The organism is Actinocorallia sp. API 0066 (assembly GCF_020991275.1).
GTDB lineage: Bacteria > Actinomycetota > Actinomycetes > Streptosporangiales > Streptosporangiaceae > Actinocorallia.
In genome coordinates this window covers 69,771-86,067 of sequence record NZ_JAJLQY010000015.1, presented here as the reverse complement: position 1 = coordinate 86,067, position 16,297 = coordinate 69,771, and the positions used below count along the sequence as shown (strand labels likewise).

At 72.8% G+C, this 16,297-nt stretch carries 16 protein-coding genes; 6 read left to right on the top strand and 10 right to left on the bottom strand.

Translation table 11 applies throughout. From position 1 onward, the window contains the following. Positions 1 to 3 precede the first annotated feature (3 nt). A complete protein-coding gene (locus LO762_RS29510) occupies positions 4 to 1,560 on the top strand; it encodes a serine/threonine-protein kinase (protein WP_230619416.1) in 1,557 nt (518 codons plus the stop codon). Positions 1,561 to 1,600: 40 nt separating this feature from the next. Here the strand turns inward: LO762_RS29510 and LO762_RS29505 are convergent, their stop codons facing one another. From LO762_RS29505 to LO762_RS29495, 3 genes are read right to left on the bottom strand one after another with little or no spacing between them, the layout of a single operon-like run. Beyond that, the gene (locus LO762_RS29505; protein ID WP_230619415.1) at positions 1,601 to 2,083 is read right to left on the bottom strand and encodes a CoA-binding protein; all 483 of its coding nucleotides are present in this window, start codon (positions 2,081 to 2,083) and stop codon (positions 1,601 to 1,603) included. Continuing rightward, a complete protein-coding gene (locus LO762_RS29500; RefSeq protein ID WP_230619414.1) occupies positions 2,080 to 3,414 on the bottom strand; it encodes an O-acetylhomoserine aminocarboxypropyltransferase/cysteine synthase family protein in 1,335 nt (444 codons plus the stop codon). Before LO762_RS29500 ends, LO762_RS29505 begins: the two co-directional genes overlap by 4 nt. A gap of 43 nt (positions 3,415 to 3,457) precedes the next feature. Continuing rightward, positions 3,458 to 4,642 carry a homoserine O-acetyltransferase gene (locus LO762_RS29495; RefSeq protein ID WP_230619413.1) on the bottom strand — a complete coding sequence of 395 codons (1,185 nt, stop codon included), beginning with the start codon at positions 4,640 to 4,642 and terminating at the stop codon, positions 3,458 to 3,460. Positions 4,643 to 4,728: 86 nt separating this feature from the next. On the opposite strand from LO762_RS29495, the gene LO762_RS29490 reads away from it, so the two are divergent. From LO762_RS29490 to LO762_RS29480, 3 genes are all read left to right on the top strand, one after another. Further along, positions 4,729 to 5,277, top strand: a complete 549-nt coding sequence (locus tag LO762_RS29490) for an OsmC family protein (RefSeq protein ID WP_230619412.1) — start codon at positions 4,729 to 4,731, stop codon at positions 5,275 to 5,277. Positions 5,278 to 5,284: 7 nt separating this feature from the next. Next, the gene (locus tag LO762_RS29485) at positions 5,285 to 6,517 is read left to right on the top strand and encodes an NAD(P)-binding domain-containing protein (RefSeq protein WP_230619411.1); all 1,233 of its coding nucleotides are present in this window, start codon (positions 5,285 to 5,287) and stop codon (positions 6,515 to 6,517) included. A gap of 138 nt (positions 6,518 to 6,655) precedes the next feature. After that, the gene (locus LO762_RS29480; RefSeq protein ID WP_230619410.1) at positions 6,656 to 8,047 is read left to right on the top strand and encodes an FAD/NAD(P)-binding protein; all 1,392 of its coding nucleotides are present in this window, start codon (positions 6,656 to 6,658) and stop codon (positions 8,045 to 8,047) included. A gap of 36 nt (positions 8,048 to 8,083) precedes the next feature. Here LO762_RS29480 and mftF read toward each other — a convergent pair whose 3' ends face one another. The 6 genes from mftF to mftA are packed head-to-tail and all read right to left on the bottom strand — an operon-like array spanning position 8,084 to position 13,167. Then, positions 8,084 to 9,532 (bottom strand): mycofactocin biosynthesis glycosyltransferase MftF, encoded by a 1,449-nt coding sequence (gene mftF, locus LO762_RS29475; protein WP_230619409.1) that lies wholly within the window; start codon positions 9,530 to 9,532, stop codon positions 8,084 to 8,086. Beyond that, on the bottom strand, positions 9,525 to 10,313 hold the full coding sequence (gene mftE / locus LO762_RS29470) for a mycofactocin biosynthesis peptidyl-dipeptidase MftE (protein ID WP_230619408.1): 789 nt from the start codon (positions 10,311 to 10,313) through the stop codon (positions 9,525 to 9,527). The genes mftF and mftE overlap by 8 nt, the downstream gene beginning before the upstream one ends. Positions 10,314 to 10,371: 58 nt before the next feature. Beyond that, positions 10,372 to 11,547: a pre-mycofactocin synthase MftD gene (mftD, locus tag LO762_RS29465; protein ID WP_230619407.1), complete on the bottom strand. Its 1,176-nt coding sequence runs from the start codon at positions 11,545 to 11,547 to the stop codon at positions 10,372 to 10,374. A gap of 21 nt (positions 11,548 to 11,568) precedes the next feature. Beyond that, complete coding sequence (mftC, locus tag LO762_RS29460; RefSeq protein WP_230619406.1) at positions 11,569 to 12,810, bottom strand: mycofactocin radical SAM maturase; 1,242 nt, start codon at positions 12,808 to 12,810, stop codon at positions 11,569 to 11,571. Further along, entirely contained in the window at positions 12,807 to 13,085 is a 279-nt protein-coding gene (gene mftB / locus LO762_RS29455; protein ID WP_230619405.1) for a mycofactocin biosynthesis chaperone MftB, read from the bottom strand. Before mftB ends, mftC begins: the two co-directional genes overlap by 4 nt. A 7-nt stretch (positions 13,086 to 13,092) precedes the next feature. Beyond that, on the bottom strand, positions 13,093 to 13,167 hold the full coding sequence (gene mftA / locus LO762_RS29450; RefSeq protein WP_230619490.1) for a mycofactocin precursor MftA: 75 nt from the start codon (positions 13,165 to 13,167) through the stop codon (positions 13,093 to 13,095). A 154-nt stretch (positions 13,168 to 13,321) separates the two neighbouring features. Between mftA and mftG the strand changes: the two genes are divergently transcribed. Then, positions 13,322 to 14,839 carry a mycofactocin system GMC family oxidoreductase MftG gene (gene mftG / locus LO762_RS29445; RefSeq protein WP_230619404.1) on the top strand — a complete coding sequence of 506 codons (1,518 nt, stop codon included), beginning with the start codon at positions 13,322 to 13,324 and terminating at the stop codon, positions 14,837 to 14,839. A 26-nt stretch (positions 14,840 to 14,865) separates the two neighbouring features. Here mftG and mftR read toward each other — a convergent pair whose 3' ends face one another. Then, a complete protein-coding gene (mftR, locus tag LO762_RS29440; RefSeq protein ID WP_230619403.1) occupies positions 14,866 to 15,495 on the bottom strand; it encodes a mycofactocin system transcriptional regulator in 630 nt (209 codons plus the stop codon). Between the two features lie 182 nt (positions 15,496 to 15,677). Between mftR and LO762_RS29435 the strand changes: the two genes are divergently transcribed. Then, the gene (locus LO762_RS29435; RefSeq protein WP_230619402.1) at positions 15,678 to 16,286 is read left to right on the top strand and encodes a fasciclin domain-containing protein; all 609 of its coding nucleotides are present in this window, start codon (positions 15,678 to 15,680) and stop codon (positions 16,284 to 16,286) included. Positions 16,287 to 16,297 lie beyond the last annotated feature (11 nt).

Here is a 16,297-nt window from a genome sequence, read left to right as displayed (position 1 = left end):
GCCGTGGTCGTCGAAGGGGACCTGCTGGGCGGGCGGTACCGGCTGCACGGGCTAATCGGGTCGGGCGGGATGGGGAGCGTGTGGCGCGCCACCGACACCCGGCTCGACCGCACCGTCGCCCTCAAGTCGCTCAACGCCGAACTGCCCCGCGCCAAGCTCGCCGAGTACCGGGCCAGGGCCGCGCGGGAGGCGAACGCGCTGGCCCGGATACGGCACCCGTCCGTCGTCTTTGTCCTCGACGTCATCGACCAGCACGGCGAACCTTGGATCGTCATGGAGCACATCAAGGGCGGTTCACTCGCCGACCGGATCGCCAGCGAACCGATCCCCGAACGCGACATCGCCCGGATCGCCGTCCAGGTCGGTGACGCGCTGGACGCCGTGCACCGCGCCGGGGTGCTGCACCGGGACGTCAAGCCCGCCAACATCCTGCTCGGCGAGGACGGCGTGGCCAGGCTCGTGGACTTCGGCATCGCGCGCGTCGCGGGCGCCAGCCCCCTGACCAGGACGGGCGAGATCTTCGGCTCCCTCCCCTACCTGGCGCCCGAGCGGCTGACGAGCCGTGCCGCCGAGCGCCCCGAGGACTTCTGGTCGCTCCACGTGCCCGCGGACTTCTGGTCGCTCGGCGTCACCCTGTTCGAGGCGCTGGAGGGGCACCGGCCGTTCGAGTACCAGGATGAGGCGGCCATCCTCCACGCGATCCTCAACGAGCGCCCGCCCGCGCTCGGCCACCGGGGGCAGCTCGGGGAGGTCGTCACCCGACTTCTGGATCGACGGCCTCAGGCCCGCCCGGGTGGTGCCGAACTCGCCGAGTTGCTTACCGCGCTCTCTCACGGGCTGCCTCCCACAAAGGTGCTCAGCAGGAGCCGCGCGGGCCACGAGGAGATCCGGCGCCGGGAGGGGCCGGAGGCCGTCAGGGAAGAACGGAATCCCCCGGAGCGGCCGGAGGAGAAGCGGCCAGAGCGACCGGAGGAGGCGGCCGGGGCGGGGGGCGCGCGGTCAAGGTCGTCCGCCGGGCTCGCCGACGCGGTCGCGACCGGGGGCGTCGCCGCCGCCTGCGCGCTGCTCGGCTCGCTCGACACCGGGCGCGCCGCCGACGTGCTGCTCGCGCAGACCCCGGCGCGGGCCGCCGAGCTGCTCAGGCACGCCCCGTCGGAGGTCGGGGCGCCCTGGCTCGACGCGATGGCCGACGACCCCGCGGCGGGCCGGGTCCTGCGGCTGCTGTCCGAACGGGACGGCGCCGCGCGGCTCCTGAACCGGCTCGCCCGCGAACGCGCGGCCCTCCTCGTCTCACGGCTGTCCGACGCCGACGCCGCCCGCGCGCTTTCGGCCGCCGCGCCGCGCAAGTGCGCCGACGTCCTCCTGGCGCTCCCGCAGGCGACCGCGGTGGCCGTGCTCGGGTGGTTCAGCGCCTCCCGCGCGGCGGCGGCGCTGGCGTTCGCCCCGCCCGCGCGGACCGCGGCGCTGCTGCGCGGGCTGCCCCGGCCGCGCGCCGAGGCCGTCCTGGATGAGCTGGGCACCGGGATCCGCAACCAGGTGCGGCGGCACCTGGCGGGGTGAGCGGGTTCGGCGTAGGCGGACTCGTTGTTAGGGGGTTGGGTTATTGGAGGCCGGTGCGGATTGAGGTGATGCGTTGGGTGTTGAAGCCGAGCCAGTGCATGCGGCCCAGGTAGCGGGCGTGTTCGATCTTGAGGCAGCGGTCCATGATGACGGTGGTGCCGCCGGCTTCGGCGAGGTCGGCGCCCTCCTGGTTGATGACGCCGAACTGGCACCAGAGGGCGGACGCGCCGATGTGCACGGTGTCGCGGGCGATCTCGGGGAGGGCGTCGGGGGCGCGGAAGACGTTGACGACGTCGACCGGGACGGGCACGTCGCGCAGGGAAGCGTAGGACTTCTCGCCCAGGATCTCCGGTTCGCGGGGGTTCACCGGGATCACCCGGTAGCCGTGGCGTTTGAGGTAGTAGCCCACAAAATGGCTGGCCCGTAGCTCGTTGCCGGAAAGGCCGACGACGGCGATCGTGCGGGCGGTGTGCAGCACCCGCTGGATTGTCAGGGGCTCCTGGTATCTCTGGAGGTCCGTCACAGCGCCGCCCCCTTCTCCGCCGCCGCGGCGACGCTCGCGAACCCCTGTTCCAGGTCCCAGATCAGATCGTCGACGGATTCGGTGCCGACCGACAGCCGTACCGTGCCGGGTCCGACGCCCGCCGCGCGCAGTTCGTCGTCGGCGAGCTGGCGGTGCGTCGTGCTGGCCGGGTGGATGACGAGGCTCTTGGCGTCGCCGACGTTCGCCAGGTGCGACCAGAGGGTCACCCCTCGGATGAGTTGCTGGCCGGCCTCCCTGCCTCCCGCGACGTCGAAGGAGAACACCGCGCCCGCGCCGAGAGGCAGGTACTTGTCTACGAGCGGCCGGTACCGGCTCGTAGGCAGGCCCGGGTAGGTGACGTTCGAGGCGAGGTCGTGCCCGGCCAGGTACTCCGCCACCGCGAGCGCGTTCTCGACGTGCCGTTCCATCCGCAGGGACAGCGTCTCCAGGCCCTGCAGGAACAGGAACGCGTTGAGCGGGGCGAGCGCGGCGCCGAGGTCGCGCAGGGTCTCGGCGCGGAGCTTCATGAGGTACCCGTAGGTGCCGAACGTCTCGTGGAACCGCAGCCCGTGGTAGGCGGGCGACGGGTCCGCGATGACCGGGAACCGCCCGTTCGACCAGTCGAACAGGCCCGACTCGACAACAACGCCGCCGATGCTCGTCCCGTGCCCGCCGATGAACTTGGTCGCCGAGTGGACGACGATGTCGGCGCCCCACTCGATCGGACGGCACAGGTACGGCGTCGCGAACGTGTTGTCCACGATGAGCGGAACGCCGTTCTCATGGGCGATCGCGGCGACCGTCGCGATATCGAGGACGTTGCCGGAAGGGTTCCCGATCGTCTCGCCGAAGAACGCCTTGGTGTTCGGGCGGACGGCGGCGCGCCAGGCGTCCGGATCGTCCGGGTCCACCCAGGTGAGGTCCACGCTCATCTTGCGGAACAGGTGCTTCAGCTGGTTGACCGTGCCGCCGTACAGCGCCGCGGACGACACCACGTGGTCGCCGGGCTCCAGCAGCGTGAACAGCGCGGCGGCCTGCGCGGCGATGCCGCTGGCGAACGCGACGGCGCCGCAGCCGCCCTCAAGGTTGGCGACCCGCTCCTCGAACACCGCGACCGTCGGGTTCATGATGCGCGAGTAGGTGTTCCCGTACTCCTGGAGGTTGAAGTAGGCGGCCGCCGACTCCGGGTCCTCGAACACGTAGCTCGCCGTCTGGAAGACCGGTACCGCGCGGGCGCCGGTGTTCGGGTCGGGCCGCTGCCCGGCGTGGAGCTGGCGCGTCTCGAACCCGAACGCGCGGGACTCCTCGGCGCGGGAGGGTGTTTCGGTCACAGGGTTGTCTCCTCGGGGCCAGTTTCCGCACTGGCGGCTCAGGCTAGGACAGGAAGCGGCGGATGATCGGGGTCTGGCGCGCCTCCTCCAGCAGGAAGCAGTCATGGCCGTAGGGCGCGTCGATCACGTGCGATTCGACGGGCTTGCCGTGCGCGCGCAGCGCCTCGGCGAGCTCGTGGGACGCCGAAGGGGGGTACAGCCAGTCGGAACTGAAGGAGATCAGCAGCGTCCGGGCGGACACGTCGGCGAGTGCCCGGCTGAGCGAGCCCTTGCCGTGCTGCCGGGCCAGGTCGAAGTAGGTGAGCGCGCGCGAGAGGTACAGGTAGGTGTTGGCGTCGAAGCGGTCGACGAACGCGGCGGCCTGGTGCCGTAGGTAGTTCTCGACCTCGAACTCGGGCTCGGTGAGGGTGTGCCGGATGTCGTCGGCGAACTGGAGCCGTCGGCCGAACTTGTCGTGCAGTGAGGGAGCGGAGAGGTAGGTGATGTGGCCGACCATTCGGGCGACGCCCATGCCCGCGGCGGGTGCGCGGCCCGTCCCGTAGTACGCGCCGCCCTGCCAGTCGGGGTCGCGGAGGATCGCCTCGCGGGCGATCGCGTTCCAGGCGACGCCCTGGGGGTGCAGCGCGTGCGTGCTGGCGATCACGACGACGGCGTCGACCTGGTCGGGGTAGCGCACGGCCCATTCGAGGGCCTGCATCCCGCCGAGTGAGCCGCCCGCCACCGCGGCGAGCCTGGTGACGCCGAGTTCGGTGAGGAACGCGCGCTCGGTCCTGACCATGTCCGGAACCGTCACGACGGGGAAGTCGGCGCCGTAGGGCGCGCCGGTCGCCGGGTCGGTCGAGGACGGCCCGGTGGTGCCGCCGCAGCCGCCGAGCACGTTGGTCGCGATGACGAAGTACCGGTCGGTGTCGAACGCCTTGCCGGGGCCGATCATGCCGTCCCACCAGCCGAGGCCGCGGGGCGCCGCGGTGTCGGCGCCGAACCCGTCGCGGGCGCTCGCGCCGGGGTCCTCCGCGATGCCCGCGGCGTGCGCGTCGCCGCTCAGCGCGTGGCAGACGAGGAGGGCGTTGTCGCGTTCCGGCGACAGCGTGCCGTAGGTCTCGTAGGCGACCCGGACGCCGTGCAGCCGCCTGCCGCAGTCGAGTTCGACGGGGTCGGGCAGGTCGAGGTGGCGGGTCCGGACGGTGCCTGCGGAGCCCGCCGCGAGTGTGAGGGCTGGCTCCTTCATGGGGCTATGTTGCCCGCCCCACCAGGTGTATTGTCAAGCTTCCCAGTAGGGAATCGGGGGAAATGACGGAGGAGGGCAACACACCCATGACCACGGTTTCCAACGGAGTCAACGTCCAGGCGCTGCTCGACGCGCGGGAGGTGCTCAAGGGCGCGCCGGAGGCCGCGCAGTTCACCTGGCGGGCCACCTCGAAGTGGGAGGACGGGGTCCACAGCACCACCAAGATCCAGAACTTCTTCGGGCTCGGGCAGGAGCAGACGCACAAGACCGAGTCGGTCTTCGACGCCGACCACCCCGAGGTTTTCGCCGCCGCCGACAACGGCATCACCCCGATCGAGTACCTGCTCGTCGGGCTCGCGAGCTGCCTGACGGCCGGTGTCGCGTCCGTCGCGCAGAACCGGGGCATCCAGCTCCGCTCGGTCGAGGCGGTCATCGAGGGCGAGCACGACATCCGGGGCATCCTCGGCGTCGACAGCGACGTCCGCAACGGCTACAACGACATCAAGGTCACCTTCAAGATCGACGCCGACGCCTCGCCGCAGGACATCGAGGCGCTCGTCGCCCAGTCGCAGAAGCGTTCCGCCGTCTTCGACGCGCTCGCCAACCCGACGAACATCACCGTCGCGGTCTCCTGAGGCACGCGTGGCCATCGAGCGGTTCACCACCGTCGTCATCGGCGCCGGGCACGCGGGCCTCGCGGCGAGCCACTTCCTGAGCGCCAGGTCCATCGACCACGTGGTGCTCGAACGGGGCGAAGTGGCCAATTCCTGGCGTACGGAGCGCTGGGACTCGCTGCGGCTGCTCACGCCGAACTGGCAGACCCGTCTACCGGGCCTCTCCTACGACGGGCCCGACCCCGACGGCTACCTGAGCGCGCACGAGGTCGCGGAGTTCGTCGAGCGGTTCGCCAAGGAGTCGGCGGCGCCCGTCCGGACCGGCGTGGAGGTCACGTCGGTCCGGCGCGCCGACGGCGGCTACGCGCTGACGACAAGTGTGGGACCGCTCCACGCGCGGACGGTGGTCATCGCCAGCGGCGCCTGCAACCGGCCGGTGGTGCCGCCGTTCGCGGCGGCGCTGCCGGCGTCGGTCGTCCAGGTGACGCCGTTCGACTACCGGGAGCCCTCGCGGCTCCCGGAAGGCGGGGTGCTCGTGGTGGGCGGCTCGGCTACCGGCGTGCAGTTGGCGGCCGAGCTGCACCGCTCGGGCAGGCCCGTGACGCTCGCGACGGGCGAGCACGTAAGGCTGCCCCGCACCTATCGCGGCCGTGACGTGCTGTGGTGGATGGAAGCCGCAGGGGTGTGGGGCCAGCGCTACACCGAGGTCGAGGATCTGGACAGGGCGCGGCGGCTCCCGTCGCCGCAGCTCGTCGGCACCCCTGAGCGGACGGCCCTCGATCTCAACGCGCTCGCCGCGGAGGGCGTCGAGCTCGTCGGCAGGTTCGCGGCGGTCCGGGACGGCAGGGCGCTGTTCTCCGGCGGCCTGCGGAACGTCACGGCGCTCGCGGACCTCAAGATGGGACGGCTGCTCGACACGTTCGACGCGTGGGCGGCCGACTCGGGGCAGGCCGTGGACGTCGGGCCCGCCGAGCGTCCGGAACCCACCCAGGTGCCCGGTTCGCCCCGGCTCCAGCTCGACCTGAACCGCGGCGAGATCACCACGGTCGTCTGGGCGACGGGCTTCCGCCCGGCCTACGACTGGCTGGACGTGCCCGTGGTGGACGCCAAGGGCCGGCTCCAGCACGATGGCGGCGTCCTGGACAGTCCCGGCCTCTACGCGCTCGGCCTGCCCGTCCTGCGCCGCCGCAACTCGACCTTCCTGTGCGGCATCGAGTCCGACGCCGCGGAGATCGTCGCCCATCTGCACGATCATCTATAGGTGAAATATGCGGATTCTTAGGGTTTTGCCGGGCGAAGATCGTCAAGCGCGGCGGAAGGCCGGGGACGCCGGAAATACGGCGGGGCGGTCACAGATTGTCAATCATTCTTACAGGAAATATGGGCTAGGCTCGGTGGTATGAGTAGCGCGGAGCCGGGATCGGTGGTCATCGTGGGCGGGGGGGCCAGCGCGGCGCTCACCGCGGCCCACCTCCTGATCGGAGAGCGCGAGGGGGTGCCCCCGAAGGTCGTCATCGTGGACCGGGACGGGCGGCACGCGCTCGGCCAGGCGTACTCGACCGACGATCCGGCCCACCTGCTCAACGCGCCCGTCGCGAAGATGAGCGCCCTCCAGGAGGACCCCGACCACCTGCTCCGGTGGGCGCGGGCCCGGGGGATCGACGCCGAAGGCGCCGACTTCCTCCCCCGGCAGACCTACGGGCGCTACCTACGCGACCTCCTCGACGAGGCGGGGCAGCGCCGTCCAGGGCACCTGACCGAGATCACCGGCACGGTCACCGGGGTGGCTTCCGGCGGCCGTGGCTGGCGCGTCACCCTCGCGGACGGCACAGTGCTTGAAGCCGACGCGGTCGTCCTCGCCACAGGCAACCGGGCGCCTACCGCGTGGCCGTGGCAGCCCGAAGGCGACCCGCGTTACATCGCCGACCCGTGGGCGCCCGGCGCGCTCGACCGGGTGGACGACGCCCGTGACGTCCTCGTCGTAGGCACCGGCCTGACCATGGTCGACCTGGCGACGACCTTCACGTCCCGGAACCCTGAGACCGTCGTCTACGCGGTGTCCCGGCACGGGCTCCTGCCGCGTCCGCACCGATGTCCGAACCCTCCGGCCGTCCCCTTCACCCCTCCCTCGGGCGACGTCACCGTCGCCGACCTTCACCGGATCTACCACGAGGCCGTCGAGCGCAACGACGGCGAGTGGCGCGGGGTCGTCGACGGGCTCAGGCCGCACGTCCCCGAGATGTGGGGCAGGCTGAGCCTGTCCGAGAAGCAGCGGTTCCTCACGTTCTTCGCGCGTGGCTGGGAGGTCCGGCGGCACCGGATCCCGCCCGCGTCCGTCGCCCGGATCGACGACCTGCGCGCCACCGGCCGCCTCCGCGTCATCAAGGGCTTCCTCGACCGCGTGGACGCCCGTCCGGACGGCCTGACCGTCGCCGTCGAGACCAACGGGACGCGCCGTGACGTCGAGGTCGGCTGGATCGTCAACAGCACCGGCCCGGCCGCCGACCCGCGCACGGACGCGCTGCTGCGCGACCTGATCGACACCGACGTCGTCGCCGCCGACCCGCTCGGCCTCGGCCTGTCCGCCGACGGCTGCGGCTGCCTCCTCGGCCCCGAGGGCGAGTCCCGCCCCGGCCTGTTCACCCTCGGCCCGCCGCTGCGCGGCCTGCGCTACGAGACCACCGCCGTGCCGGAGATCCGCGCCCAGGCGGCCCACCTGGCGGCCGTGCACCTCGCCGAGTACGACGCGCCCGCGCGGCGCGCCGCCACGGGCCGTGCCGTGACCACCTGAACGCGCGTACCTACGGAGCCCCGTCAAGCCGTCCCGCTACGGCTTGGCGGGGTTCTTCGTGTTGGGGAAGCGGATGCGTGGGAGCAGCGGCGCCCAGGTACGGGCCCGGTAGGCGGACGCGGTGACGCCCGAGCCGTAGGCGACATCCTCCAGCAGCCGCATGACGGTGTACCGGAAGGGGTCCATGGCCGGTCGCCGTCTGATCCACTCCAGGGCGATGGGCGTCAGCATCGTCACGGAGGCGGCGCGGGCCAGGCGGCTGCGCGGGGAGGCGGCCAGGGCGACCAACCCGAGGGGCCACCATTCGCGGCGCAGGGCGTGCCCCACGGAGGAGGCGTCGGCCAGGACGCCCTTCGCGACGATCGAGGCGCTCAACCTCCAGTCGTCCGAGACGCCCGCCAGGGAGCGGCGCAGCAGGTACGTCGTGGCGGCGGCGCCCAGGGCGGCCGGGACGGGACGTCCGTAGGCGAGGAAGGCGAGGGTCGCGAGGTTCCACGCGGAGGGACGGGCGGGGACGAGCCGTCCCGGATGGCGCCGCTCCAGGTCCGTGGCCGACGTGCCGTACTCGTGCCGCCTCCTCGCCCACTCCCGAGGGTCGAGCCTCGGCGTGTGCAGGACCCGCGCCTCGGGCTGGTAGCGGACGTGCCAGCCCAGGTCGGCCATGCGCCAGACGAAGTCCACGTCCTCACCGAGACGTAGGTCGGCGTCGAAAGCCGGGGAGGCGAGAGCCGACGTCCGCACCAGGAGCGTCGCGGAGGGGACGAAGCCCAGCTTGGCGCCGGGGCGCACGAGAGCGGGGTCGGGGCCCATGTCGAGCGCGGAGCGGACCGCCTCGTAGCGGGCCAGGAGACCGCCGCCCCGCGCGTCCGCCACGACCTCGGGAGCCACCACGGCCACCTTCGGGTCGTCGAAGTAGGGGACGAGGAGGTCGAGCCAGCCGGGCTCCGGCCTGCAGTCGGAGTCCACGAACGCGGTGAGGGCCGTCCGCACGAGCCGGAGGCCGGTGTCGCGGGCCGCCGCCGGGCCCCGGTTCTCGGCGTGCCGGACCAGCCGCGCGCCGTGCGCCCGCGCCACCCGCCGCAGCGGCCCCGGATCCGGCGACGCGTCGTCGACGACGATCACCGGCAGCCCCTTGACGGCCCTGAGCGTCCGTTCCAGCTCCGTGGGCCGCCCGTAGGCGGGCACCACCACGGTGACGTCGTGCGGCCCCGGACGCCGCGCCGGGACGGGCCTGGCGAACCCGGTGTCGAGCAGTTGCCGGGCCAGCGCGCGCGCGAGGCCGTCACGGAGGACGACGCCGCGCTCCCCGGCCGCCCGCAGCTCCTCCAGGTACGGCACCGCCGCCGCGCCCAGCCGGATCACCTTCCACGGTGCGCCTCCGGTCGCGACCCGGCCCCCGGCCCACAACTGCGTGCCTTCCGCCAACGCCACCCGGAACCCCTCGGGCAGCGCCGCCCCGCGCGGCGGCGGGCCGGCGTCACGCATGGGCGAGGACGGTCAGGGCGGTGGTGATCATGGTCCGCAGGATCTCGGCGCCGTGGGCGGCCGTCGCGCCGGTGGGATCGCCAAGGACTCCCGTCGGGGAGACGGCCCTGACGCCGCGCGCGCGCAGTTCGGGCAGCAGGACGGAGAGCGGGCGCGTGTCGCCCGGTACGGCCGCCTCCAGGCGGACTCTTTCCGGCGCGAGGTGAAGCATCACCGAGGTCTCGGTGAAGCCCGCGTGCGGGTCTCCTCCGGGCGCCGCGCAGGGCGCCCACCGGACGTCGTGGCCCTCCGCGCTCAACTGGGCGACGGCCGTCTCCAGCGTCGCGACGTTGCCGCCGTGCCCGTTGACGAGGACGGTGCGGCCCGCCCACAGCGCGAGCGACCGCACGGTCTCCACGAGCACCGCGCGCAGCGCCTCGTGTCCGATCGAGACCGTCCCGGGGAAGCCCGCGTGCTCGCTGCTGGCCCCGAACGCGATCGCCGGGGCCAGCAGCACCGGCCCGTCCGCCGCGAGCGCCGCCGCGACCCCCGCCGCGACGGCCTCCGCGACGACGGTGTCGGTGTCCACCGGCAGATGCGGCCCGTGCTGCTCGGTCGCCCCCACCGGCACCACGACCAGCGTCTTCTCCGGCACCTCCGGCCACACCACGTCGCCGAGCCGCACCACCCGCCCAAAGCCGACAGACTCCCCGAAAGCGCTCGCCACGCCTTGGCCGTCGCCGCGCGTCGCGAGGCGCTGAGCGGGCCGGTGCGGCCCCGAGCCGGGCTTTCCGGTAGTCACTGCCGTACCGAGGGTGACGGGCGCCGTGGCGGCGTTCTGGGGGCCGGGAGAGGGCATGTCAGGCGCCCAGGGTGACCTTGAAGTCGGCGGGGACGTGCAGGTCGGCGGGCGACAGGTCGTGCACCGACGCGTGGCCGAGCCCGAGGACCGCCGAGTCCAGGCCGCCGCGCAGGATGTCCAGCACGTTCTCGACCCCGGCCGTGCCGTTGGCGGCCAGGCCCCACAGGTAGGCGCGGCCGACGAGCACCGCGCGGGCGCCGAGCGCGAGCGCCTTGGCGACGTCGCCGCCGCGCCGGACGCCGCCGTCGAGCAGCACCTCGATCTGGTCGCCGACGGCCTCGGCGACGCCCGGCAGGAGCCGGATCGTCGCGGGCGTGGTGTCGAGGTTGTTGCCGCCGTGGTTGGACACGGAGATGGCCGAGACCCCGGCGTCCACCGCGCGCTTGGCGTCGTCGATCCGGGTGACGCCCTTGAGCAGGAACGGGCCGCCCCACTCCTTGCGCATCCACTCGACGTCCTCCCAACTGGGCGGAGGCGTCTGCATCCACTCGTAGTAGGCGCCGAAGAACGTGGGCGCCTCGCCGCCGGGAGGCTGGAGGTTGGGGGCGGTCAGGTCGGGGATCCTGCCTGCCTTGCCGAACCGCCACAGCCAGCCGGGCCGGTTGACGACCTTGGGCGCGAGCTTCACGGCCGTCCTGAAGTCGATCTTCTCGGGGATCTGGGGGCTGCCCCAGTCGCGTCCGTTGGAGAACGACCAGTCGAGGGTGGCGATGAGCGCCTTGGCGCCCGCCTCGCGCGCGCGCTCCATCCGCCGCACCATCGTGTCCCGGTCGCCCATCCAGTACATCTGGTAGAAGACGTTCGGGTTGACGGCGGCGACGTCCTCGACGGAGCGGCTCGCGAACGAGCTGAGGCCCATGATGACGCCACGGTTCGCGGCGGCGCGCGCCACGGCCACCTCGCCCTCGGGGTCGACGGCCTGCACGCCGGTGGGCGAGATCATGACCGGGAACGACGACTCCACCCCGAGGATCGTCGTGCTGAGGTCGCGCTCGGCCTTGTGTCCGGCGACGCGCGGGGCGAAGCCGAGCCTGGCGAACGCGTCGATGTTGTCGTCGATGGTGCGGCCCCGCTCTGATCCGGCGACGAGCGCGCCGTAGACCATGCCGGGAAGCCGCTTTTTGGCCCTGCGTTGGGCCTCGGCGACCGTTTCGAACCAGGGGTTCCTGCCCATGGGTTTCTCCTTGCCGGGGGTTCAGAGGGTGAGCCCCGCCAGGGGGTTCTCCTCGCACGCGCTCACGGGGCGGCGCTCGGGATCGGGGCGGGTGAGCGACAGTTTCACGGGGACGGCCCTGCGCGGCTTCGCCGTCCTGGAGTGGTCGGCGGAGGGCCTGGGGATGGAGGAGCGGTCCTCGGGGCGTCCGGCGAGGAGTGCTTCTCCGTGGCCGCGCACGCACTCGGGGTCGGGCCCGTCCAGGGGCAGGCCGGTGAAGAACTTGGCGGCCATGCAGCCGCCCTTGCACGTGCTGTAGAAGGAGCAGGAGCTGCACGCCCCGCCCGTCTGCGGCTCGCGTAGGCCAAGGAACAGCTCCGACTGCCGCCACACCTCGGCGAAGCCGCCCGGCTGCCTGACGTTGCCCGCGAGGAACTCGTCATGGATGGCGAAGGGGCAGGCGTACACGTCGCCGATGGGGTCGATGAGGCAGACGACGCGCCCGGCGCCGCACAGGTTGAGGCCCGGAAGGGCCTGCCCGTAAGCGGACAGGTGGAAGAAGGAGTCACCCGTGAGGACCTTGTCCCCGTTGGCGATGAGCCAGTCGTACAGCTCGCGCTGCTGTCCGGGCAGGGGGTGCAGCTCGTCCCACACGTCGGCGCCCCGCCCGGAGGGACGCAGGCGGGTGAGCCGTAGCTGGGCGCCGTACCTGTCGGCGATCTCCTTGAACGCGTCCATCTGCGGGATGTTGTGCCGGGTGCAGACGACGGACAGCTTGAAGTTCCTCATCCCGGCCTCGGCGAGGTTCTCCATCGCGCGGATGGCCGTCGCGTAGGAGCCGGGGCCGCGTACGGCGTCGTTCACCTCGGGCGTGGCGCCGTCGAGGGAGATCTGGACGTCCACGTAGTCGTTGGCGGCGAGGCGGCGGGCCGCCTCGGGGGTGATGCGCACACCGTTGGTGGAGAACTTCACACCGACGCTGTGGGAGGTGGCGTAGTCCAGCAGTTCCCAGAAGTCGGACCTGACGGTGGGCTCGCCTCCGCCGATGTTCACGTAGAACACCTGCATGCGCTGGAGCTCGTCGATGACCGCCTTGCACTCGTCGGTGCTCAGTTCGCGCGGGTCGCGCCGCCCCGAGCTCGACAGGCAGTGCGCACAGGCGAGATTGCAGGCGTAGGTGAGTTCCCAGGTCAGGCAGATCGGCGCGTCGAGCCCGTGCTCGAACAGGTCGACCAGCCGTGTCCCGGGCGCGGGCGAGGCGGCCCGCTCAGGGGTGACGGTCATGCTGATGTCCTTTCGACGACCATGGCCGACCCGGCGAGCGCGCCGAGCGCGGCGCCGTACCGGGCCAGATCGGAGTCGGGGACCCCTGCGGCCGCGCAGGCGGCCCGTGCGGAAGGCGCGTCCTTCAGTGCGCGGACGACCTCCAGCAGCACGCGGTCCTTGAGGAACGAGAGCTTGCGGGTCCCGAAGTGGTACAGGAGCGCGCCGAAGGGTTCCGGCCGCACCGAGACCTGCGGGTGCAGGTCCCAGGCGCGGTCGAGGTCGAGGACTGTCATGCGTCGGCTAGTAGACGCCGCACATGCCGTCGATCGAGACCTCCTCGATCAGCGACTCGACGAGTTCCTGGTTCTCGTTCACGGGGACCTCCCTGGCTCGTGGCGCGCGGCGACTGAGACGCCGCTCACACCGGTGCTGATATGACGGATACTAGTTACATCGAGTGCCAAAAGGAAGGGCGGGCCCGGATGAACAGCGGACCACCTGCGGCGGCGCCGCGCTCGGCGGCCCTGAGATGACCCGTGCGGACGTGCTGGTGGTCGGCGCGGGGGCGAGCGGGGCGGCGCTCGCCGCGCGGCTCAGCGAGGATCCTGGGCGGCGTGTGCTGGTCCTGGAAGCGGGGCCCGCGCCGCGCACCTTGTCGGGTTTTCCGGACGACCTGCTCGACGCCCGGTTCGTCCCCGGCGCGCAGGCGGGGCACCCGGCGGTCAGCACCCACCTCGCGCGGCTCACCCCCGACCACGCGTATGCCGCGCCCAGGGGGAGGTACCTGGGCGGCTCGACGACGGTGAACGGCGGCTACTTCATCCGGGCCCGTCGGGAGGACTTCACCCGATGGGCGGCGATCGCAGGCGATCCCCTGTGGTCGTACGAAAGAGTGCTGCCCGTCCTGCGCGCCCTGGAGAACGACCTCGACCTCGGCGCGGGACCCCTGCACGGCGACACAGGGCCGGTCGCTGTACGACGGACGGATCTCGGCCATCCGGCCGCCGCCGCCTTCCGGGCCGCGTCCCACGAGCTGGGCTTCCCCGCCGAACCCGACAAGAACGCCCAGGACGCGCCGGGGTTCGGGCCCGTGCCGTCCAACGCGGTGGACGGGCTGCGGATCAACACGGGGATCGCCTACCTGCTCGACGCCCTGCACCGGCCGAACCTGACGGTCGAAGGGGGCTGTGCCGTCCAGTCGGTCGTCATCCGGGGCGGTAAGGCCGTCGGCGTGATGGTCGTGCAGGGTGAACGGGAGTCCTTCATCGAGGCGGGCGAGGTCGTCCTGTGCGCGGGCGCCTTCGGGTCCCCTCACCTGCTGCACCTCTCGGGCGTCGGCCCCGCGCACGACCTCGCGCGCGCTGGTATCCGGGTGGCCTCCGACGTGCCCGCCATCGGGGCCGCGCTGAGCGATCACCCCCAGGTCGTCGTGGAGTGGACGCCGCGCGGGCCGCTACCGGAGCCGCAGGGGTCGTGGCTCGGAGGGGTGCTGCACACGACGTCCTCAGGGGCCGCCGACCGGGGCGACCTGGAGGTGCTCCAGTCGCTCGTGCCGATGGCCGGGCTCGTCGGGGGCCGCACCGGGGTGCCGGGCGCGCCGCTCGCCTTCCTCGCCTCCGTGCAGACCCCACGGCGCGGCGGAAGGCTGCGCACGGTGGCTGCCGACCCGAGGGTGCCCCCGCAGATCGACTACGGCTACCTGGAGACCGAAGACGACCGCCGGAGGCTGCGCGAGGCCGTCAGGACGGCCGCCGCCGTCATCACCACGGACGCCTTCGCCGAGGTCGCCTCCGGCCTGGTCGAGCCGACGCCTTCCGTGCTGGCCGACGACGCCGCCCTCGACGCGTGGATCAGGACCCGTCTCGGCACCGCGCAGCACACCTGCGGCACCGTCCCGCTGGGCTCCGCCGTCGACCCGCGCGGCCGGGTCCACGGCGTCGCGCGCCTCCGGGTCGCCGACACCTCGATCCTCCCGACGGCCCCCCTGCGCGGCCCCGCCAACACCGCCGTCCTTGTCGCCGAACTCCTCGCCCCGACCTTCGCCTAGCCGAACCGAGCCGAACCGACGGACGGTCAGGGCGGCGTGGGGTCGGCGGAGTCGAGGCCGTCCGCGAGACGGCGGATGGCGGCGTCCAGGAGGTCCGTGAGGTCCTCGGGGGTGTCCGCCGACAACCAGTGCTCGTACGCGGCGATGCAGGCCGCCAGGGCGGTGTGGCCCGCGAGCGTGGGCAGCATCGCGGCGGGCGGCTGCCCGGTGCGGGCGGCGACGAACTCGGTGATGATCCCCCGCCACGACGCGTACCTGAGGGTGGCGTCGGCCTGGAGCGTCGGCACCCGCAGGATCAGTTCCATCCGCTGCCGGTGCCAGGGCACGTCGCGCGGGTCGTACCGGTTGAACGCGACGACAGCGGCCCGGACGGCTTCCATCATCGGGACGTCGGGGCCCGTCTCCGCCAGCAGCGCCCGCAGCCGGGCCAGCTCGTGCTCGAAGTCGCCCCAGACGAGGTCGTTCTTGGAGGCGAAGTAGCGGAAGAACGTACGGCGGCCGATCCCCGCGGCGGCGGCTATGTCGTCGACCGTGGTCTCGTCGAAGCCGTCGCGGGCGAAGAGCTCGAAGGCGAGCCGCTCCAGGGCGGCCCGTGAGGTGACCTGCGGCCTGCCGAGAGCGGGCCGCGCCCTCCGTTGCGCGCTGTCCGTCTTCACCTCCCCAGGGTCGCACGTCCAGGCTGATGCCGCACGGCCCAAACCCACGCGGTCCGGCGCCCCCGGCCGGGACACCACGGGCCGCGAGATCGGGTGTGAACGGTGGAAAGGGCGGGAACGGGCTTGATCATCGAATGTTCCGGACGGCGGTGAAGGCCGGAAACCTGCGATTCGGGGGGATCATGAAACGTCTCGTGCTGGCGGCGGGGGCCGTGCTGCTACTGGGTTCGGGGGCCGCGGGGTGCGGCGGCGGGGATGAGCCCGCCGCGTCGCCGCAGCGCACCGAGACCCCGGCGGCCGCCCCCGCCGCGCCCGTCGCCACCGAGGCGGCGCAGACGTTCGGCACCGGCTGCGCCGGCGTGCCGAGCACCGCCGGAGGGTTCGCGGGCATGGCCGCCGCGCCGGTCGTCGCCGCCGTCTCCGGGAGCCCGGAGCTGAACTCGTTCGCCACCGTGGTGAAGAAGGCGGGCATGGTGGAGACGCTCGACTCCGCGCCCGAGATCACCGTGTTCGCCCCGAGCAACGCCGCCTGGGCCGCGCTGCCCCAGGCCGACCTCGACGACGGCATGGCGCTCACCGGCATCCTCCTCAACCTCATCGTCGAGGGACGCCAGGGCCCGGACGAACTCGCTTCCGGCGCACTGGAGACGCTCGGAGGCGGCGAGTTGAAGGTGAGCGGCGCAGACGGGGCCTACAAGGTGGCGGACGCCACAATCGTGTGTGGCAACATCAGGACGGGCAACGCCACTGTCCACGTCATCGACAAGGTTCTCCTGCCTGCGGAGGAGTGACCGCCGCCGCG